General features: G+C 36.1%; 11 protein-coding genes, 4 tRNA genes and 3 rRNA genes. 7 read left to right on the top strand and 11 right to left on the bottom strand.

The window, feature by feature from the left end; all coding sequences use genetic code 11:
• Positions 1-129 precede the first annotated feature (129 nt).
• Entirely contained in the window at positions 130-1,107 is a 978-nt protein-coding gene (locus ACVEGE_RS12020) for an IgGFc-binding protein (protein WP_225738080.1), read from the top strand.
• Complete coding sequence (locus ACVEGE_RS12015; protein WP_225738079.1) at positions 1,013-4,654, top strand: T9SS type B sorting domain-containing protein; 3,642 nt, start codon at positions 1,013-1,015, stop codon at positions 4,652-4,654. Before ACVEGE_RS12020 ends, ACVEGE_RS12015 begins: the two co-directional genes overlap by 95 nt.
• Before the next feature lie 281 nt (positions 4,655-4,935).
• On the opposite strand, the gene typA is transcribed toward ACVEGE_RS12015, so the two are convergent.
• A complete protein-coding gene (gene typA / locus ACVEGE_RS12010; RefSeq protein ID WP_173853313.1) occupies positions 4,936-6,732 on the bottom strand; it encodes a translational GTPase TypA in 1,797 nt (598 codons plus the stop codon).
• Between the two features lie 167 nt (positions 6,733-6,899).
• On the opposite strand from typA, the gene ACVEGE_RS12005 reads away from it, so the two are divergent.
• From ACVEGE_RS12005 to ACVEGE_RS11995, 3 genes are all read left to right on the top strand, one after another.
• Positions 6,900-8,609, top strand: coding sequence for a sensor histidine kinase (locus ACVEGE_RS12005; protein ID WP_192500324.1), 1,710 nt, complete (start codon positions 6,900-6,902; stop codon positions 8,607-8,609).
• Positions 8,610-8,614: 5 nt separating this feature from the next.
• Positions 8,615-9,013: a response regulator gene (locus ACVEGE_RS12000; RefSeq protein WP_192500323.1), complete on the top strand. Its 399-nt coding sequence runs from the start codon at positions 8,615-8,617 to the stop codon at positions 9,011-9,013.
• 1,145 nt (positions 9,014-10,158) lie between these two features.
• The gene (locus ACVEGE_RS11995; protein ID WP_370566962.1) at positions 10,159-10,362 is read left to right on the top strand and encodes a transposase; all 204 of its coding nucleotides are present in this window, start codon (positions 10,159-10,161) and stop codon (positions 10,360-10,362) included.
• A gap of 110 nt (positions 10,363-10,472) precedes the next feature.
• On the opposite strand, the gene ACVEGE_RS11990 is transcribed toward ACVEGE_RS11995, so the two are convergent.
• The 8 genes from ACVEGE_RS11990 to ACVEGE_RS11955 form a co-directional block, all read right to left on the bottom strand.
• Positions 10,473-10,558 (bottom strand) — tRNA-Leu (locus tag ACVEGE_RS11990).
• 7 nt (positions 10,559-10,565) lie between these two features.
• Positions 10,566-10,638 (bottom strand) — tRNA-Phe (locus ACVEGE_RS11985).
• A gap of 69 nt (positions 10,639-10,707) precedes the next feature.
• A 5S ribosomal RNA gene (gene rrf, locus ACVEGE_RS11980) occupies positions 10,708-10,817 on the bottom strand.
• 153 nt (positions 10,818-10,970) lie between these two features.
• Positions 10,971-13,854 (bottom strand): 23S ribosomal RNA (locus tag ACVEGE_RS11975).
• A 189-nt stretch (positions 13,855-14,043) separates the two neighbouring features.
• Positions 14,044-14,117, bottom strand: a tRNA-Ala gene (locus ACVEGE_RS11970).
• Between the two features lie 90 nt (positions 14,118-14,207).
• Positions 14,208-14,281, bottom strand: a tRNA-Ile gene (locus ACVEGE_RS11965).
• 184 nt (positions 14,282-14,465) lie between these two features.
• Positions 14,466-15,979: ribosomal RNA gene (locus tag ACVEGE_RS11960) — 16S ribosomal RNA — on the bottom strand.
• The 16S, 23S and 5S rRNA genes sit together here with 4 tRNA genes alongside, the layout of an rRNA operon.
• An 845-nt stretch (positions 15,980-16,824) precedes the next feature.
• Positions 16,825-17,502, bottom strand: a complete 678-nt coding sequence (locus ACVEGE_RS11955) for a DUF4294 domain-containing protein (RefSeq protein WP_173854667.1) — start codon at positions 17,500-17,502, stop codon at positions 16,825-16,827.
• 81 nt (positions 17,503-17,583) lie between these two features.
• On the opposite strand from ACVEGE_RS11955, the gene ACVEGE_RS11950 reads away from it, so the two are divergent.
• Positions 17,584-18,672 (top strand): M42 family metallopeptidase, encoded by a 1,089-nt coding sequence (locus ACVEGE_RS11950; protein ID WP_192499814.1) that lies wholly within the window; start codon positions 17,584-17,586, stop codon positions 18,670-18,672.
• Positions 18,673-18,788: 116 nt separating this feature from the next.
• Entirely contained in the window at positions 18,789-19,388 is a 600-nt protein-coding gene (locus ACVEGE_RS11945; RefSeq protein WP_192499813.1) for a DUF2238 domain-containing protein, read from the top strand.
• A 93-nt stretch (positions 19,389-19,481) separates the two neighbouring features.
• On the opposite strand, the gene ACVEGE_RS11940 is transcribed toward ACVEGE_RS11945, so the two are convergent.
• Together ACVEGE_RS11940 and ACVEGE_RS11935 are read right to left on the bottom strand one after the other, a co-directional pair.
• On the bottom strand, positions 19,482-20,429 hold the full coding sequence (locus tag ACVEGE_RS11940) for a phosphoribosylaminoimidazolesuccinocarboxamide synthase (RefSeq protein WP_192499812.1): 948 nt from the start codon (positions 20,427-20,429) through the stop codon (positions 19,482-19,484).
• A 90-nt stretch (positions 20,430-20,519) separates the two neighbouring features.
• Positions 20,520-22,874 (bottom strand): S9 family peptidase, encoded by a 2,355-nt coding sequence (locus tag ACVEGE_RS11935; RefSeq protein ID WP_192499811.1) that lies wholly within the window; start codon positions 22,872-22,874, stop codon positions 20,520-20,522.
• Between the last annotated feature and the right edge of the window lie 39 nt (positions 22,875-22,913).

Raw genomic sequence — 22,913 nt, 5'->3', positions numbered from 1 at the left:
CGTTTAAAAAACTTCCAAGTTCAAAATCCACTTCAATTATCTTAAATTATTTAGATATATAACGATCAAAAGCTAGATAAAAATGCGTTTTTCATTACAAACGCAATCTTTTTTTTCTATTTTTAACAAATGAAAAAAACTTTATTGATCTTATTTACTTTTTTATCTATAAGTTGTTTTGCACAATTTAGCAAAACGCATTATATCCCACCTTTGACCGCACAAACAAGCATGGCTGAAGATCAATATATTTATATTTCAACGCCTAATACTACAGATGTTAATTTCAAAATCATTGAAAACGGTGGAAACATTATTTCTAATGTTGTAAATAAAAACAATCCTTATGTTTATTACGTGGGTAACGGGAATTCAACACAACTTTTTACCCCTAAAACAAGTATTCAAAAGGTAATTAATAAAGGATACGTAATCGAAGCCGAAGATTTAGTTTACGTAAGCGTACGAGTGAGTTCTAGCCGAAATTCTGATGGTACTTATAATCATGCTGGAGGTTTAGTCTCAAAAGGGAATAGCGCTTTAGGTAAAGAGTTTAGACTTGGAGCCATGCTTAACCCAATGTATGATTTTACGGTGTTAAATTTCGCATCTATTTTGTCTACTGAAAACGGTACAAACGTAACTATTTCTAATATTCCTATTGGTACAATTCTTTCTGACGGAACAATTATTAATGGTCCAATAAATATTAACTTAAATAAAAATGAAAGCTATATTCTCGCCCTAGAAAATACCGATTATGCCATTCAGTCAAATAGTTCTAAAATGATTGGAGCTTTGGTAATGTCTGATAAAGCAGTGGTAGTTAACTCAGGGTCTTTTTGCGGAAGCAATAGCACAGTTCAATACTTGCAAACTAATGGTGTTTTGTTTCCTACAGGAAGAGATGTAGGTTTTGACCAAATTGTTCCTGTAGAAAAAACAGGGAAGGAATACATTTTCGTAAAAGGAAATATTGCTTCAATTAGTCCTGAACTAGAGCGCGTTTTTATTGATTGCACATACACCCAATACACTTATCTATATAAATGGAAACTCTTCACCTTACAGTACCCTTATAAATTCCGGAGATTACATCGATATTGATGGAAGTAACTTTGTCAATGGAAATTTATACGTCACGACATCTGAAAATGTTTTTGCCTACCAATCCACATCTGGATCCGATGAACCAGCAAATCAAAACCTATTTTTTGTACCACCATTAAATTGTTCTACTCCAAATACGGTAGATAATATACCTCAAATACAATCAATAGGAAGCATCACTTATAGCGGTGGTTTAAATATTGTTACTGAGACAGGGGCTAGCGTATTAATTAACAATATCCCTATAAGTTCTTCTCCAGTTGCTATCACTGGAAACCCTAATTTTGTTAGATATTCTGTAAATACGCTTTCTGGAAATATTGCTGTAAAATCTACTAGACAAGTTTATGTTTCTTATTATGGAACAAATGGAGCCGCAACTTACGGTGGCTACTACTCCGGTTTTGATACTAAACCTGAAATTGTAATGGATAAAATAGCCGTTTCTAGTTCCACTTGCATACCTAACGTAATATTAAAAATCAATACATTATCCTCATATGATGCTTTTCAGTGGTATGTAAATGACGTAAAAATACCTGGCGAAACTACCAATTCCTATCGACCTACAACTCCCGGTTATTATCAAGTAAAAGGCAGCATTACTAATTGTCCAAGTACAGTTCCTCTCTTTTCAGATAAAATACCGGTAAGCTATTGCCCTACCAATATTGATAACGATTTGGTGAATAACAATATTGACATTGACAACGATAACGATGGTATTACAAATTGTACCGAATCGTATGGAAATCAAGACATAAACCTCTCTAATTTAAATTCGGGTACGATTTCAATAGGTACTTATTCCAATAACTTTACTGGATCACAATTAAATGCTACTACAACAAGTACAACTCCTTTCACAGGAAATAGTGATGGGAGCTTTATATCAGATGTTCCTGCTGGAAAAAGTAATTATGTGTCATATCTAATGACATTTGCAACACCTATAAGTTTAGGAATGGAATACATAACAACTGCCAATGCAGCTGACCTGCTAAACGCAAATGCGGAATACATAATAAATTCAGATGTAGACAAAACAATTACCGTTTTAAACCCGACGGATCAATTATTAATCGATACTAATTATGATGGGATTTATGAAAGCGGAATAACTGAATTCTCTTCATTTGAAATTCATTTTAGATTAAAAAGCGCTACATCATTAGCTGCAGGAACTGGAGATTTTAAATTTTTATCTCACCTTACAAGTACTATCCGCTTCACTCATAAAAACCTATCAGATGACAGTCCAAGTAAATCTTCTTTAAAGTTTTTTGCTTTCTGTGTACCTAAAGATAGCGATCAAGACGGAATTCCCGACCAACTAGATCTAGATAGTGACAACGATGGCATTCCTGATACTATAGAGGCTCAAGGAGCAACGGTTATTGCATATACTGCAATTGATGTAAATAAAGACGGACTTAGTGATGCTTTTGACTCAGGTTTAACTCCAATAGATACTGATGGAGATGTAACCATTGGTGGTGTTCCAGATTATTTAGACTTAGACAGTGATAACGACGGAATATATGATATTTACGAATCCGGAAGTAGCGCAATAGACGTTAACAACGATGGTTATATAGACGGTGCCAAAAATACTTTTGGAAATAATGGACTTTCTTCTTCAGTAGAAACTGCTATCGACTCTGGCATTATAAACTATTCCCTTCGTGATACAGACACAGATGGCCGACCAAATTATATTGAATTAGACAGTGATAATGATTTATGTTTAGATGTCATAGAAGCTGGATTTACAGACAATAATAACGATGGAATCTTAGGGAACAATCCAGTTACCGTTAATACAGCAGGACTTGTAACTAATAGAACAAATGGCTATACCGCACCAAACAACAACTACCTTGTTGCTGCACCAATTGTTATTACTAACCAACCACAAAATCAAGCACAATGTGAATTGCAAACAACTTCATTTTCAGTTCAAACAAATGCAGTAAACGCATACCAATGGCAGGTATCTATTGATGGAATGATCTGGAATGACATATCAAACAATACAACTTATTCTGGTGCAACTACAAATAAAATAACTATAAACAGCATTACTACTAGCATGAATGGTTATAACTACAGGGTTCTTTTAACTAAAATAGGTAATACATGCGGACTACTTTCCAATTCAGCAACACTAACTGTTTATTCATTGCCAGTGATAGCTACACCAATTGAATTAAAACAATGTGATGATGACCTAGATGGCTTCTCTAATTTTAATATTACCGAAAAAAACAGTTTTATTTCAGCTAATTATTCGAATGAAACCTTTACTTATTTCACCACTTTCAATGGTGCCAATACAAATGACGCTTCAGTAAAAATAAACAATCCAATAAGTTATAGAAGTAACAATACTACTATTTGGACAAGGATAGAAAATGCAAATGGTTGTTATAATGTATCACAATTGGATTTAGTCGTTTCGTCTACACAAATACCCTCTACTTTTAGTCGCTCATTTGAAACTTGTGACGACTACATTGATGCTATTCAAAATGATACCGATGGTATCACTACCTTTGATTTTAGCTCAGCAACCACTGACATAATCGCTTTGCTACCTACTTCAGGTTCAGTATACGCCATAAAATATTACGAGACTGAAACTGACGCATTATCGGAAATTAACGAAAAATCAAACACAGCCAATTTTAGAAATACAGCTTCTCCATTTTATCAAGAAATTTGGGTTCGCGTAGAAAACACATTAGATAATGCCTGCTATGGTCTTGGTCCACACGTAAAACTTACAGTAAATACTAAGCCTGCTATAAATACAAATGAAGATCATAGTGGGGACAAGTTAGTATGCACTAATCTTCCTGACTACTTTGTACAATTAAATGCAGGACTATTAGAAGGTTCACCTACATCAAACTACACTTATATTTGGCTAAAAGACGATCAAATTATAAACGGAAGTACCGCATATACATTAGATGTTAACGCGATAGGCATGTATACTGTAATAGTAACAAATACTTCAGGATGTAGTAGAACAAGAAAAATTAATGTAACAGCGTCAGATATTGCTCTTATTGAAATGATCGATATCGTAGACCTTAATGACTCTAACACTATTACCATCACAGTTTCTGGAACAGGAAATTATGAATACAGCTTGGACGAAAACACAGGGCCATTTCAAACATCAAATATATTTGAAAACGTTGCTGCAGGAATTCATGACGTTTTTATAAATGATCAAAATGGATGTGGACTCGTTCAAAAAACAGTTGCAGTTATTGGAGTGCCTAAGTTTTTTACTCCTAATGGTGATGGATATAACGATTATTGGAATTTAAAAGGAGTAAATAATACCTTAAATTCAAAGTCGGTTATTTATATTTTTGATCGATATGGTAAACTACTGAAGGAATTAAATCCTAATAGTTCAGGTTGGAATGGCACGTTTAACGGAAAACCATTGCCATCTGATGATTATTGGTACACCATAAAACTCGAAGACAACAGAGAAGTAAAAGGACATTTTAGTCTAAAGAGATAGCTGTTATTTTGGGCACAATCCGAATAAAAATCAGATCGCACTAAAATTCAAACGAGGTCCATCATTAAAACTGCCATGAAAATATATAATAAGTCAAGAAAACCATCAACTCACAATTAGAATATTCTAAAAAAAGTACTAAAATCACTAATGTTGCTTGACTACTTTTAAATTCAAATACACTAAAAAATAAAAACTAATTTAAAAACTTTAATGCTATTATATTAAACAAAAAAAACCATTTCTTACGAAATGGCTTTTTTAATATACTTGTGATAGTATTAGATTTTAAATCTTTTTCTATCAGTTTCAGTCAAATAGATTTTTCTCAAACGAATAGATTTTGGAGTAACCTCTACATACTCATCTTTTTGAATATATTCTAATGCTTCTTCTAAAGAGAAAATGATTGGAGGAATAATTCTTGCTTTCTCATCATTTCCTGAAGAACGAACGTTAGATTGTTTTTTCTCTTTTGTTACGTTTACACACATATCATCTGCACGTGAATTTTCTCCAATTACCTGACCTTCGTAAATTTCAGTATTTGGTTCAACAAAAAACTTACCACGATCTTGTAATTTATCAATAGAGTAAGGAATTGCTTTTCCTTTTTCCATAGAAATTAATGAACCTTTGTTACGTCCAGCAATTTCTCCTTTGTAAGGCTCATATCCAATAAAACGGTGTGCCATAATGGCCTCACCAGCTGTTGCAGTAAGAAGTTGATTACGCAATCCAATAATTCCACGAGATGGAATATTAAATTTCACTATCATACGTTCTCCTTTAGTCTCCATGCTTAACATTTCACCTTTACGCATAGTAACAAATTCTACCGCTCTTCCAGAAAGTGTTTCTGGTAAATCGATTGTCAATTCTTCAATTGGCTCACATTTTTTACCATCAATTTCTTTGATGATAACTTGTGGTTGACCGATTTGTAACTCATACCCTTCTCTTCTCATTGTTTCAATAAGAACAGATAAGTGAAGTACACCACGACCGAAAACCATGAATTTATCTGCTGAATCAGTTTCACCCATTTTCATGGCTAAATTTTTCTCTAATTCTTTTGTTAATCTTTCACGAATATGACGAGACGTTACAAATTTACCCTCTTTTCCAAAGAAAGGAGAATCATTAATTGTAAACAACATACTCATAGTAGGTTCATCAATAGCAATTGATTTTAAACCTTCTGGATTTTCAGCATCAGCAATAGTATCACCAATTTCGAAACCTTCAACACCAATAATAGCGCAAATATCTCCAGCAATTACTTCTGTTACTTTTTTACGACCAAGACCTTCAAAAGTATGTAATTCCTTGATACGTGATTTTGATATAGTACCATCTCTTTTTACTAATGAGATTGGCATTCCTTCTTTCAATACTCCTCTTTCAAGACGTCCAATAGCGATACGACCTGTAAAAGCTGAGAAATCTAAAGATGTAATTAACATTTGCGGAGTTCCTTCAGAAACTTTAGGTGCAGGAACATTTTCGATTACCATATCTAATAATGCTTCCACATTATCAGTTACGTTTTCCCAATGATCAGACATCCAGTTGTTCTTAGCAGAACCGTAAACTGTTGGGAAATCCAACTGCCATTCTTCAGCACCTAATTCAAACATTAAGTCAAAAACTTTTTCATGAACTTCTTCAGGAGTACAGTTTTCTTTATCAACTTTATTGATTACAACACATGGCTTTAGCCCTAAGTCAATCGCTTTCTGCAATACAAAACGCGTTTGTGGCATTGGCCCTTCAAAAGCATCTACCAATAAACAAACACCATCAGCCATATTCAATACACGTTCTACCTCACCACCGAAATCGGCGTGACCAGGAGTATCAATAATGTTGATTTTTGTTCCTTTATACTGAACAGAAACATTCTTTGAAGTAATAGTAATACCTCTTTCACGCTCTAAGTCGTTATTATCAAGGATTAAGTCACCTGTGTTTTCGTTGTCACGAAATAACTGACAGTGATACATAATTTTATCAACCAAAGTTGTTTTACCGTGATCGACGTGGGCAATAATTGCAATATTTCTAATAGATTCCATCTGTGATTTTTAATGAGTGCAAAGGTACACTTTATTTTGATAAAACAAATATTTATCCAATACTTTACATACACTTAACTAATTAGGAACATTTAATCCTAAAAACACTATGCAAATAAAAATTAAAGCCTATTTTATTATTGATAATATTTAATTACATTTGAGTAATGAAAAACAAATCTAACCAAATAGCACTAATATACCTCCTCATCGCGATGTTTGCTGCTATAGTTTTTCATAAAATATCACTAAGATACTTATACAGTAGCAATTATCAATTATATAATTTTACCAAAGATATTTTTTTGGTTTTCTTTACAGCTATTTCATTACGATTTGTTTTGTCTAAAAATGATGGACGAAACGGCTCTTATTACAATAGACTTCAAAAAATAAACGAAGAAATAAAAGAATCGAAGGAAAAATATGATATTGTAGCCAAAGCAACAAGTGACACCATAAGAGATTGGAAAATACAAGATGACAACCTAATATGGAGCAAAGGGCTTGAAACAATATTTGGTTATAATGAAAATCAAGTTGGTAAAACATCCAAATGGTGGTTTGATAATATCCACCCTGAGGATAGCATAAAAATGTCTATTAAATTGTACTCTTTCTTAGAAGAAAAAACAGATAAATGGCAAGATGAATACCGTTTCAAATGCGCTGATAATACTTATAAATACGTTCTAGATAGGGGATTCATATTGAAAGATCAAAAAGGCAAACCTGTTAGGATGATAAGTGCAATACAAGATATCACAAAACAAAAAGAAGAAGAACTTAGGCTTAGATTACTCGAAACTGTTATTTTACAAACAAAGGATTCTATTGTAATCACTGAAGCCGATTTCAACAGCAACCAACTCCCAAAGATTGTCTATGTAAATCCAGCCTTTACAAAAATGACGGGATATGAATCTCAGAATATAATAGGCCAATCACCAGATATTTTTAATGGTGAAAACACCGATCCAAAAATCATAAAAAAAATCATCTCTTCGATCAAAAAAAGAGAAGAAAATGTGCTTGAAATTCTTTGTTATAAAAAAAACAAAGAATCCTTTTGGCTTCGTTTTACAATGATCCCAATTCATAGTTATGAAAATGAAGTTTCACATTGGGTTTCTATACAAAGAGACGTAACCGAAGAAAAAAGACAAGAAAGAGAAAAAGAACACTTAATAAGAGAACTTACCCAAACAAATAAAGATTTAAAACAATTCTCATATATAACCTCTCACAACTTAAGAGCACCATTATCCAATTTAATTGGACTTCTTAATTTAGTAGATGACATAGAAATTCAAGACACCGAACTTAAGGAAATCCTTAATGGACTCGATAAATCAACGCATCTTTTAAACGACACAATAAACGATCTTACAAAAATAATGGTTATTAAAGATAATCCCTCAATTCAAAAAGAATCTGTATCATTGAATGAAGTATTTCAAAATGTATTCAACCAAATAACTTTTCAAATTGAGAAGTACAAACCCTTAATAAACACGGATTTCAATAAAGCTCCTAACTTATTAATAAATAAATCTTATATTGAAAGTATTCTTCTCAATTTACTAACAAATTCAATAAAATATCGATCGCCAGACAAAATCTTAGAAATATCAATGGCATCGCATCAGATTGACAACAATGTGATATTAACATTTAAAGACAACGGTATCGGAATTGATTTAAAAAGAAATAAAGAAAAAATATTTGGTTTATACCAAAGGTTTCACGATCATCCTGAAAGTAAAGGGTTAGGACTGTATTTGGTTAAATCTCAAGTTGAAGCAATGGGAGGCAATATAACAATAGAAAGTCAAGTCAACAAGGGAACCACCTTTGTTATAACATTTAAATTATAATCTAAATGCTAGACAAAATCCTCTTTATTGATGACGACCCTATAACACTAATGTTATGTGAAAAAGTAATCGCTCGTGCATCATTTTCTAAAACTATCATTACTGCTAAAAATGGACAAGAAGCATTGTCACTATTTAACGAATTAAGAAACAATCATAACCTAGACGATATTCCTCAATTAATATTTTTAGATTTAAATATGCCCATAATGGGTGGATGGGAATTTTTAGAAAGTTTCAGCACTCCATATTATGAAACATTTCATACTATAAAAGTTGTAGTATTATCTTCAACAATTGACCCCGAAGACTTAGAAAAAGCAAAAAAATATCCAATGGTAATTGATTTTTTACCAAAACCAATTAATCTATCCATGCTAAACTATTTGATTAAGAAAGTATAAAAAAACTTGAATTAACTTTTAACCGTATAGCTTCTTTTGAACAATATTAAACACTTTTTAGTAAAATTAATTACAACATAATAACTATTTATAAAAATATGGCGTGACCCAAAAGGGTCGAGCTAACCATTATATCTTTTATGTAATAACAATAGCTATCGGGACAAAATAAAAGGATGCCTTTACTATCTCTCACGCAATTAAATCTTATTAAGACATTAATCAAAATAAGACTATCATATTCAATTGATGGTAAGTAATAGAATTTCGATGACAAAGAACCTCAATAGATTATACAATCTTGATTGAAATATTGTAGCACAAGGAATTTGTATGACGCAAGAATTTGACACTTTTTTAAAAAAAATTAATTGATAAAACACTCATTAATTGTCATGTAATTGGAGTTTTATTTGGTGTTGATGGTAAAAAAGATTCAAAGACAATATAAAAAAGCATCTTAGTCCTTTTAGCGCTTGGGAACCTAGAGAGCATGCACATCAATGGATTATTTACCCCGAAAATACAGGAACTCATTTGGCTACAGATGAAGTAGTCTTATCTCAAAGATAACTTCAAAGTATTATCACTAATAAAACGCTAAATGAAAGAAATTTTCCACAGTATCAATTGTTACTGGCACTAAGACATAACAAGTAATTGAACACCTGAGTAAAATTTACATTAAAAAAAGGCAAACAGTTATAGAAATTACATTGGATATGGCTAATTCTATGAAGTTGATAGCTAAAAAATATTTTTAAATGCTATACAGCTAACAAATCGTTTCCATGTACAAAAACTAGTTTTAAAGGTTTTCAAGAAATTAGAATCAAGTACCAATGGGAAGCAATGGACAGAGAAAATCAGGCGATAGCACAAGCTAAATCAGAAAACAAAACATACACTTCCCAACTTTTAAATAATGGAGCTAATGCAAAACAATTATTAGTCCGAAGTCGCTACTTACTTTATAAATCCCGCGACAAATGGAGGAACAACCAAAAAGAGAGAAAGCTGCTATTATTCGAATTGTATCCTGACCTAAAAAAGTATATACTTTATCACAGCAATTACGAATTATCTACAACAATAATAATGGTAAAAATATCGCTATTTTGAAATTAGCACACTAGTATAGAAAAGTGGTAGAATCGGGCTTTGAAAACTTCAATATCATACTTAATACAATAACGGTCAATTATAATTCAACACTAAGCCACTTCGATAACCGTAGCACAAATGCTTCGGCAGAATCTTTTAATGCTAAAATAAAAGCTTTTAGTAATCTCCCGATAACTGTCGGGATAGAGGTATTAGAAAAATTGATTTCTTTCTCTTTAGATTAACTAAATTATTTGCCTAATCCCCAACTTTTGTTTTTGATCCTATAATACTCAAACTATATTATTGATCAAAGAAAAAGCTCCATTTAGAATTAACTAAATGAAGCTTATTGTACTCAGAGCGGGACTTGAACCCGCACGAACATTGCTGTTCACTGGATTTTAAGTCCAGCGTGTCTACCAATTTCACCATCCGAGCATTATAGTGGTACCTCCAGGGATCGAACCAGGGACACATGGATTTTCAGTCCATTGCTCTACCATCTGAGCTAAGGTACCATTAATTTTACTAAAATAAAATTATTATCTAATAAAATAGAATATGAATATTACTATCTTTATTAAAAAGAAAGGCGACGACATACTCTCCCACATAACTGCAGTACCATCTGCGCAGGCGGGCTTAACTACTCTGTTCGGGATGGGAAGAGGTGAGCCCCGCCGCAATAACCACCTTAAGGTCGTTTTGCAAGGGGTCCCGATACTATCGGGAACAATTACATAATATCTTAACATACTGAGATAAAGAAAAAAGTATTAATCTTGACTTGCACTGAGCGAAGTCGAAGGGAGAAAGTTTCCCCAGTGCACTTTCGTGCACTGGAAAGGGTGTACATAAGCTTACGGATTATTAGTACTACTCGACTATGACATTACTGCCTTTACATCTATAGCCTATCAACGTGGTCATCTCCCACGATCCTTAAAAGAAATCTCATCTTGTGGTGGGTTTCGCGCTTATATGCTTTCAGCGCTTATCCCTTCCAAACGTAGCTACTCTGCGATGCCACTGGCGTGACAACAGATACACTAGAGGTTTGTCCAATTCGGTCCTCTCGTACTAGAATCAGATCCACTCAAATTTCTTGCGCCCACAGTAGATAGAGACCGAACTGTCTCACGACGTTCTGAACCCAGCTCGCGTGCCACTTTAATGGGCGAACAGCCCAACCCTTGGGACCTTCTCCAGCCCCAGGATGTGACGAGCCGACATCGAGGTGCCAAACCCCCCCGTCGATATGAGCTCTTGGGGGAGATCAGCCTGTTATCCCCGGCGTACCTTTTATCCTTTGAGCGATGGCCCTTCCATGCGGAACCACCGGATCACTATGCTCTACTTTCGTACCTGATCGACCTGTATGTCTCTCAGTCAAGCTCCCTTATGCCATTGCACTCTACGCACGGTTACCAAGCGTACTGAGGGAACCTTTAGAAGCCTCCGTTACTCTTTTGGAGGCGACCACCCCAGTCAAACTACCCACCAAGCAATGTCCCCCGCAATGCGGGGTTAGGCTTCAGACAAACAAAGGGTTGTATTTCAACAATGACTCCACAACGCCTAGCGACGCCACTTCACAGTCTCCAACCTATCCTACACATCATTTGTCCAAAGTCAATACTAAGCTATAGTAAAGGTGCACAGGGTCTTTTCGTCCCACTGCGGGTAAGCGGCATCTTCACCGCTACTACAATTTCACCGAGCTCATGGCTGAGACAGTGTCCAGATCGTTACACCATTCGTGCAGGTCGGAACTTACCCGACAAGGAATTTCGCTACCTTAGGACCGTTATAGTTACGGCCGCCGTTTACTGGGGCTTCATTTCAATGCTTCTCCGAAGATAACATCTCCACTTAACCTTCCAGCACCGGGCAGGTGTCAGGCCCTATACTTCATCTTACGATTTTGCAGAGCCCTGTGTTTTTGATAAACAGTCGCCTGGACCTCTTCACTGCGGCCAGCATTGCTGCTGGCGACCCTTCTCCCGAAGTTACGGGTCTATTTTGCCTAATTCCTTAGCCATGAATCTCTCGAGCACCTTAGAATTCTCATCTCGACTACCTGTGTCGGTTTGCGGTACGGGTACTATTAACCTGAAGTTTAGAGGTTTTTCTTGGAAGCCCTTAGGTGCACTATCTCTTTGTCCGAAGACGCCGAGTACTATCGTATTTCCCCAAGCCGCGTGGATTTGCCTGCGCAGCTTATAGGTAGGTACTTCAACGAACTATTCCGTCAGTTCGCGGCACTTTCATCACTCCGTCACCCCATCACAGTTAACAGTAGTACGGGAATATTAACCCGTTGTCCATCGACTGTCCCTTTCGGGTTCGCCTTAGGTCCCGACTAACCCACAGCTGATTAGCATAGCTGTGGAAACCTTAGTCTTTCGGTGTGCGGGTTTCTCGCCCGCATTATCGTTACTTATGCCTACATTTTCTTTTCTCACCGGTCCAGCATACCTTACGATACACCTTCTACCCTGTGAGAATGCTCCCCTACCACTTACAATAAATTGTAAATCCATAGCTTCGGTAATATACTTATGCCCGATTATTATCCATGCTCGTCCGCTCGACTAGTGAGCTGTTACGCACTCTTTAAATGAATGGCTGCTTCCAAGCCAACATCCTAGCTGTCTATGCAGACAAACCTCGTTCTTTCAACTTAGTATATATTTGGGGACCTTAGCTGATGGTCTGGGTTCTTTCCCTCTCGGACTTGGACCTTAGCACCCAAGCCCTCACTGTTACGAAACATTATATAGCATTCGGAGTTTGTCAGGAATTGGTAGGCGGTGAAGCCCCCGCATCCAATCAGTAGCTCTACCTCTATATAACTTTAAACATAACGCTGCACCTAAATGCATTTCGGGGAGTACGAGCTATTTCCGAGTTTGATTGGCCTTTCACCCCTACCCACAGATCATCCCAAGACTTTTCAACGTCAACGGGTTCGGTCCTCCACTTTGGGTTAACAAAGCTTCAACCTGTCCATGGGTAGATCACACGGTTTCGCGTCTAACACTACTGACTAAAGCGCCCTATTCAGACTCGCTTTCGCTACGGATCCGTGGCTTAACCACTTATCCTTGCCAGCAACGTTAACTCGTAGGCTCATTATGCAAAAGGCACGCCGTCACCCCACTAAAGGGCTCCGACCGCTTGTAAGCGTATGGTTTCAGGATCTATTTCACTCCGTTATTCACGGTTCTTTTCACCTTTCCCTCACGGTACTGGTTCACTATCGGTCTCTCAGGAGTATTTAGCCTTAGCGGATGGTCCCGCCAAATTCAGACAGGATTTCTCGTGTCCCGCCCTACTCAGGATACCACTATTGTTATCTTCTATTACTTATACAGGGCTATCACCTTCTTTGGCTTTACTTTCCAGTAAATTCTAATTCTATCCGCAACAAATAACGTGGTCCTACAACCCCAACATTGCCGTAACAACATTGGTTTGGGCTAATCCGCGTTCGCTCGCCACTACTTACGGAATCACTTTTGTTTTCTTCTCCTCCGCCTACTTAGATGTTTCAGTTCAGCGGGTTTGCCCACCCGAAGGTGTACTAGATCTTCAATCTAGTGGGTTGCCCCATTCAGGTATTTACGGATCAATCAATGTGTGCTTGTCCCCGTAACTTTTCGCAGCTTATCACGCCTTTCATCGCCTCTGAGAGCCAAGGCATCCCCCATACGCCCTTATTTTGCTTATTGTACCAATCTTAAAGTTAATTAAGACCGTTTTTTTTGTCTTTTACTATCTCTAGTAAAAAACGCTTTCTACTTTTAATATTTTTCTTATCTCAATATGTCAATGAACTTTAATCCCCCTCCAACTCCCCCGAAGGGGGAGAGCCGATTACTCTGGGTTCCTCCCCTTTGGGGAGGTTAGGAGGGGATTTGTGGAGAATAACGGAGTCGAACCGTTGACCTCCTGCGTGCAAGGCAGGCGCTCTAGCCAGCTGAGCTAATCCCCCAATTTCATGAGTGACTAGTGAACAGTAATTAGTGACTAGCACTAATTTTGTTGCTTTTCAACTCTAGAATTTCCTTTAAGTTTTTAATAGTTGTCTCGGACAGACTCGAACTGTCGACCCCTACATTATCAGTGTAGTACTCTAACCAGCTGAGCTACGAGACACTCTTATTCTTAAATTATTTTTTATTCAATTTCTTTAAATTAACAGCAAGAGTAATAAAGCTTCTAAATCAGACCCCAATGTCTCTTTTCGTCTCTTTCCCTACCGTGCTTTTCTTAATTCTTAATTCTTAAGTATAAATACTTATTCATTAAAAACAATACTTAGCTAACACTAAGGCTCTAGAAAGGAGGTGTTCCAGCCGCACCTTCCGGTACGGCTACCTTGTTACGACTTAGCCCTAGTTACCAGTTTTACCCTAGGCAGCTCCTTGCGGTCACCGACTTCAGGCACCCCCAGCTTCCATGGCTTGACGGGCGGTGTGTACAAGGCCCGGGAACGTATTCACCGGATCATGGCTGATATCCGATTACTAGCGATTCCAGCTTCACGGAGTCGAGTTGCAGACTCCGATCCGAACTGAGAACGGTTTTGTAGATTCGCTCCTGGTTGCCCAGTGGCTGCTCTCTGTACCGCCCATTGTAGCACGTGTGTAGCCCAAGGCGTAAGGGCCGTGATGATTTGACGTCATCCCCACCTTCCTCACAGTTTACACTGGCAGTCTTGTTAGAGTTCCCGACATGACTCGCTGGCAACTAACAACAGGGGTTGCGCTCGTTATAGGACTTAACCTGACACCTCACGGCACGAGCTGACGACAACCATGCAGCACCTTGTAAATTGTCTTGCGAAAAGTCTGTTTCCAAACCGGTCAATCTACATTTAAGCCTTGGTAAGGTTCCTCGCGTATCATCGAATTAAACCACATGCTCCACCGCTTGTGCGGGCCCCCGTCAATTCCTTTGAGTTTCAAACTTGCGTTCGTACTCCCCAGGTGGGATACTTATCACTTTCGCTTAGCCACTGAGATTGCTCCCAACAGCTAGTATCCATCGTTTACGGCGTGGACTACCAGGGTATCTAATCCTGTTCGCTACCCACGCTTTCGTCCATCAGCGTCAATATATTAGTAGTAACCTGCCTTCGCAATTGGTATTCCATGTAATCTCTAAGCATTTCACCGCTACACTACATATTCTAGTTACTTCCTAATAATTCAAGTCAGACAGTATCAATGGCCGTTCCACCGTTGAGCGATGGGCTTTCACCACTGACTTATCTGACCGCCTACGGACCCTTTAAACCCAATGATTCCGGATAACGCTTGGATCCTCCGTATTACCGCGGCTGCTGGCACGGAGTTAGCCGATCCTTATTCTTACAGTACCGTCAAGCTGGTTCACGAACCAGTGTTTCTTCCTGTATAAAAGCAGTTTACAATCCATAGGACCGTCATCCTGCACGCGGCATGGCTGGATCAGGCTTGCGCCCATTGTCCAATATTCCTCACTGCTGCCTCCCGTAGGAGTCTGGTCCGTGTCTCAGTACCAGTGTGGGGGATCTCCCTCTCAGGACCCCTACCCATCGTAGTCTTGGTAAGCCGTTACCTTACCAACTAACTAATGGGACGCATGCTCATCTTTCACCGATAAATCTTTAATAGTGATCTCATGCGAGACTACTATACTATGAGGTATTAATCCAAATTTCTCTGGGCTATCCCTCTGTGAAAGGTAGATTGCATACGCGTTACGCACCCGTGCGCCGGTCTCATTATCCGAAGATAACTACCCCTCGACTTGCATGTGTTAAGCCTGCCGCTAGCGTTCATCCTGAGCCAGGATCAAACTCTTCATCGTATATTATTTGCTTATTACTAAGCTATTTATTTTTGACTGAAGATCTATTGGTTATACTCTAATCTATCTATTCTATTACTCTTATTCTTTTGTTCTAACATCTCTGTTAAAACGGCTGTCAATTCAATATGTCTAGGAACGTGTTCTTATCTTTTTTTCAACCTCGTTTGCATGTTAAACATGTTTCCCGAAGCGGGTGCAAAAGTAATAAACTCTTTTATTTCTCACAAGCTTTTTTTAAAATAATCTGAAAATAAATTTTCAACTTATTCCGTTTTGCTTGCCATAATGTAAAGAACTTATTCGCTGTTGCGGGTGCAAAAGTACTAACTCTTTTCCGTTAAACAATACTTTTGATTGCCTTTTTTTAATGTTTTTATAACTTTAATTTTAAATTGCTGGAAATCTTATCTTTGAAAAAGAGCTGCTGGTGCAGTTTTGAGTAAAAGTAGGAATTATTACTATTGTAGATTGGGTTTTTATTAGATTTACGACCTATTTATTGTTTTCCCTAAGTTGCAACTCGCTTAAAATACCTTTCATTAAACTTCTATACAGGAAAGAGGTACTTTGTACAAGTTGTTTGACTTTTAAAGGAAGTCTTCTCTTTTTTAAAGTTGCGACTCGAATAAATTACTTACTCCTTATATATAGGTAGCAAAATCTTGATTCAATCAACCCCACTCCTCCCTAGCCCTGATAGTAGTGAAAATCCTAGTGAGCCTCCCGATAACTATCGGGATTAGCGAACTAGATTGTAGCGGATAGCAGGAAATAGCTCCTGATTTTTAAAAATGAAATCATATGGGACTTCTTATTATATATAGATAACACTAAGACTCCATTTACGACTCCTTTTGCTTTTCGGCTTTCGACTGCCAGAAATCATTCAAAGCATCTATATCAACTGGATTTGCAGCTGGTTGATTTTGCAATCTTCTGCTTTCGAAAGCACGTTGTAAGATATTCTCAATTAAGAAGTCCTCATTTACGTCGTAAGGACTGTACTTTGACTTTAGGTCTATATCAAAAACACCAGCCGCTGTATTAGACCAAAAGGCCTTCCAACCGCTTTTTAAAGTTTTTACTAATTCGAATGTCGTAGATCCTGTTTGACGATGAATCAATTTAACTAATATTCGACCCTGGCTTCGTGATAATTTTTTAAGTTTTGCTTCGAACTCATTATTAAGATAGTCTTCTACAATTTTGAAATATTTTTTCTTCTCCTTATTAGTAGCTAGTTTTTCCATTCCCTTATTCAATAGCGTCAATCTTTCTGAAGCTAATTTTGCATAAGGATACACCCGAAGTACACGGTTTTGAAGAATTAAAAATTGCTTTCTAGCATCAGGATCGAGTTTTTCTTTAGAAACTACAATTTCATCTAGCGCAATAGTATCTTTTTTAATATCATAGTCTTCATCGATCTCGACAGTGGGCCGTGAAGGATCAATAGGAATGATCTGTGCATTAGTAATCATCGACAAAAATAAAAATAGCAATACAGCAACAATTTTCATAGGGCATAATTTAAATGTAAAATTATGGATTATATGTGCAACTGTGATGCCAAATTTATAAATTAGCAAAAAATAATTTTTATGAGCACACAATCAATATTAAATCAATCCTCTCTTACATTTTTAGAAAAATACCTAAACAACGCTTCCCCTACTGGATTTGAAGCTGAAGGACAAAAAATTTGGATGGATTATCTAAAACCATACGTTGATACTTTTATCACAGATACTTATGGAACTGCTGTGGGAATCATTAATCCAGACGCAAAATACAAAGTAGTCATTGAAGGACATGCAGACGAAATTGCATGGTATGTAAACTATATTAATGATGAAGGTATGGTTTATGTAATTAGAAATGGTGGATCAGATCACCAAATCGCACCTTCAAAAAGAGTAAATATTCACACTAAAAACGGAATTGTAAAAGGAGTTTTTGGTTGGCCAGCAATTCACACACGTAATCGCGACAAAGAGGAAGCGCCTTCAATAAGCAATATCTTTATAGATCTAGGTTGTGAAACTAAAGAGCAGGTTGAAAAACTAGGAGTACATGTAGGTTGCGTGATCACCTACCCTGATGAATTCATGGTATTAAACGAAAATAAATTTGTTTGTCGCGCAATTGATAATCGTATGGGTGGTTTTATGATTGCCGAAGTTGCCCGTTTACTGCATGAGAATAAAGTGAAATTACCTTTTGGTTTATACATTACAAACTCTGTTCAAGAAGAAGTAGGTTTACGCGGAGCTGAAATGATCACTCAAACAATCAAGCCTAATGTAGCCATTGTTACTGATGTGTGCCACGACTCTACTACTCCTATGATTGACAAAAAAATTGAAGGAGAAACAAAAATAGGAAAAGGACCAGTAGTGACTTATGCTCCTGCCGTTCAAAATAATTTGAGAGAACTAATTTTAAATACTGCCGAAGAAAAGAACATACCATTTCAACGTTTGGCTTCGTCACGTGTGACTGGTACTGATACTGATGCTTTTGCTTACAGTAATGGTGGTGTGGCTTCGGCATTGATATCGTTACCATTGCGCTACATGCATACTACGGTAGAAATGGTACACCGCGATGATGTTGAAAATGTAATCAAATTGATATACGAAACACTTTTAAAAATAGAGAACAACGAAACATTCTCTTATTTTAAATAATATTTGGAACTATTCCTGCTATCCGCTGTATTCCCGATTAACAAAAACTACGGCAAAAAAAGCCTTGTTTTTCTAAATCGGGAGATGCCGCTTCTATCAGGGCTAAAAAACAAACTATGAAGTACCTCTATTTAATGCTAATTGTATATTTTGGATTTTTTTTATGGTCTGTAATAAATCCAAATGAAGGTTTCACTTGTTTCTTAGAAGTTATACCTGCCATTATTGGGTTTCTAGTTTTAGCTTTTACGTTTAACAAATTTAGATTTACCAATTTTACGTATTTATTGATTCTGATTCACTGTATTATTTTATTCATAGGTGGGCATTATACCTATGCCGAAGTTCCCTTCTTTGACTTTATCAAGGAGACATTTCATCAAACTAGGAATAACTATGATAAGCTAGGGCATTTTGCTCAAGGATTAGTTCCTGCTATGATTACAAGAGAATTATTTATTCGTAAAAAAGTGATTAGTAATAAAAGCTTTTTTAACTTTATCATAGTTAGTATTTGTTTAGCTATTAGTGCAGCTTATGAATGGATCGAATGGTTTGTATCATTAGCAACTGGTGATGGTGGAGATGCTTTTTTAGGAACTCAGGGAGATATTTGGGACACCCAGTCTGACATGTTGTTCGCTACAATTGGTGCAATCACAGGTTTGATTTTATTTTCAAAAATTCAAAACAAACAACTTTTAAAAATAAGCTAACTTTTAGCTTAGTATAATTTTCAAAAGAGATAAAATAATAAAGCCGCAATTCTTAATAGAATTGCGGCTTTTTATATTATTGTTTTCTTGTTATTATTTTGACAAATAACTCAAAACGTTTTTTTCTATTCGACTATCAATATTTGATATATCTGCTTTTACGAATTTCTCTCCAAGAATCATTTCATACAACTCTATATATCTCTCAGAAACCGAAGTGATATAAGCTTCATCCATATCAGGAATTTGTTGTCCTTCTTTTCCTTGAAACCCATTTTCTATTAACCAACGGCGAACAAACTCTTTCGATAATTGCTTTTGCTCTTCGCCATTGTCTTGTCTACCTTGATATCCTTCTGAATAAAAATAACGAGAAGAATCTGGCGTGTGGATTTCGTCAATTAATACGATTACGCCTTCCTTAGTTTTTCCAAATTCATATTTGGTGTCTACCAAAATCAATCCACGACTTGCAGCAATTTCAGTTCCTCTTTGAAATAAGGCTCTAGTATATTTTTCTAAAACTAAATAATCTTCTTCAGTTACAATCCCTTTTTCTAAAATGTCCTCACGAGAAATATCTTCATCGTGTTCTCCATTATTTGCTTTTGTAGTTGGCGTGATGATTGGCTCAGGGAATTTATCATTCTCTTTTAAACCTTCGGTCATTGTTACCCCACAAATTTCTCTTTTACCTAGAGCGTATTCACGTGCAGCGTGACCTGACAAATACCCACGAATTACCATTTCGACCTTAAAAGGAGAACATAAATGCCCCACAGCTACACTAGGATCTGGTGTTGCAATTAACCAGTTGGGAACAATATCTTGTGTAAGCTCCATGAACTTTGTAGCAATCTGGTTTAAGATTTGTCCTTTATACGGAATCCCTTTGGGTAAAACCACATCAAAAGCTGATAGCCTATCTGTAGCCACCATAACAAGAAGTTCATCATTAATATTATAAACCTCTCTTACCTTACCGTGGTAAACGGATTTTTGATTTGGAAAATTAAAATTCGTAGTTGTTATAGTGTTCATCTTTTAAGTTGTGTTGTGTTTTGCAAAAGTAGTTTCTTTCAAAGAAATACACAAAATAGTTGTCATATTATTACGCCTATTTCATAGCATTTAATTCTTGTTTTCTAAAAGCGTATTATTAAATAAATTCAGGATTCTGCTGTACTCATCTACCCAAGAATAGGTTTCCTTAAATCCATGAGCTTCAACAGGAAACGAAGCTAGATTCCAATTCTTTTTTCCTAATTCGATAAAGCGCTGTGACAAACGAATAATATCTTTATATTCTACATTATCATCTACCATACCGTGTAACATTAACAAGTCACCTTGTAAATTATCAGCAAAATAAATAGGGGAACTTTTCTTGAAAGCAATAGGGTCTGTTTCCGGAAAATTTAAAATATTTCCAGTATAGCCGTGGTTGTAATGCGCCCAATCAGTAACAGAACGGATTGCAGCACCCGAATTAAACTCGGTTGGTTGCGTTAACATAGCCATCAAAGTAATAAAACCACCGTATGACCCACCGTACATTCCTACTCTATTTGCATCAATACCTAAATTTTGAACCAAATATTTTTTACCATCTATCTGATCTGATAAATCTTTTCCACCCATAAAACGGTAAATTCCGGTTCTAAAATCACGGCCATAACCATCACTCCCTCTATAATCAATATCCAAAACAGTGTATCCCAAATCAGTCAATAGATTATGAAACATATATTCTCTGTGGTAGCTACTCCAGTAATTGTGCGCATTTTGCAAATAACCCGCACCATGAACAAAAATAACAGCTGCTTGATTCGCCTTACTCGATTCTGGTTTGTACAATCTTGCATTTACATTGGTTCCATCTTGAGCTTTAAAAGTAATCACCTCAGGAGTTCGCCAAGAGTAAGATTCAAATGCTTTAGTAGTAGAATGCGTTATTGCAGATAATGCTGTTTCTCTTTTATTGGCAGCTATATAAAATTCCCAAGGCTTATTTTTATAGGAATAACGAACCAGTAATGTACTTTCGTCAGGCGAAAGAACCACTTCGTGCGCACCGTCTTTAGTTAAAATGGGATGCATTATGCCATCAGCTATATCCATTTTATAAAAATCCCTATTTCCAGGATGTGTTGTATTTGTAGTTAAGTAAAATGTTTTCTTATCTTTAGAAAGGGTAACATCTCTTACTTCCCAATTGCCTTTTGTAAGTTGGCTTTTTTTATTTGTTTTTAAATTATAAGAATACAAATGTGAATAACCCGTAGCTTCTGATTGAAAATAAATAGTTTCATTATCATTTAAAAAACCTAATGTTCCTGAACTATAAGTATAGGATGGAATTCCAGGTCCGCCAATCCAAGCTTCATCATGCTGGTGCTCTAATTCCTTGAAAGTTCCTTTTTCTAAGTTTAGTTCAACGATCCATCTGTCTTTATTGTCAAGACTCCTAATTTCAGTAACTGCACGAGCCCCATCTTCACTGTAAGTAGGCTCTTGTGTAAAAATCAATCTATCCTCTTTTTCTTTATTTTTTAAATTATCGTATTCCTTATAATAAGTAGGTTGTTCTTGGATATGACTTAAAGACGAAAAGTTCATAAAGTAAACGGAATCTTTAGCTACAGAATAAATCCCGAATCTCGATTTATTTAAGTTAGTGACAGAGACTTTCTCTTTGGTATTCACTGATTTATTGTATCCATCTTCAGTGATAAAATTTTCCATGATTTCACTTTTATTCTCAACAATTTCAGCCAGTCTAAACGTAGCAAAACTTCCTTTTGGATTTGCCTTTAGACTTTCAAAAGAATCTTTACCATAATAATACGATTTAGGAAAATCAGTTTTATTTTCATCGGCTTTAGCCTTGTTCCACTTTTTCTTAGCTTCTTGATCTCTTACAAACTGAAATAATTCTTTTTGCTGTGTTTGCAAAAAAGAATCTTTCTTATCCTCTATCGCTTCATCCTCACCCGACTTAAAATTTGTAAGCTGAACAACAGTTCCTTTATTGGTATCAAACTTTAAGATATTTTCATTTTGTATAAAAAACAAAACACCTGTCTCTTTGCCTAACTGTAAGTCAGTTATAGGATTGGATTGTTGCAGTAATTTTTTTGAGATTTTATTTGGAATATTATATGAATACAAAGCACCTTTATCAATATAATAAACAATAGTTGCATTAGGTTTACTTTTAAATTCTAATTTAGAAAAGGCAGATTCTAAAGATGTAGCCAATTGCGGTTTAGTCATCCCCGCTTGCCAGAAATAAGTGCTAGAACCCAAATCATTATTGGGATTCCATTCAAAATACACTTTTTTATTATCTAAGGACCATCTACCATAAAAAGGCTGTTCACCTATAAAAGTATCGCCTTTCATTATTTCTTCTAACTGGAGCGTTTGGCTTTGACCAGAAATTGATAAAAATAAAAATGTGAGTATAAAAAAAGCTCTAATCATTTTATGTGAAGTTTGTTTCACACAAAAATACACTTTGTA

This window comes from Flavobacterium sp. PL002 (assembly GCF_054165825.1).
This window is presented reverse-complemented; position numbering and strand designations above follow the sequence as displayed.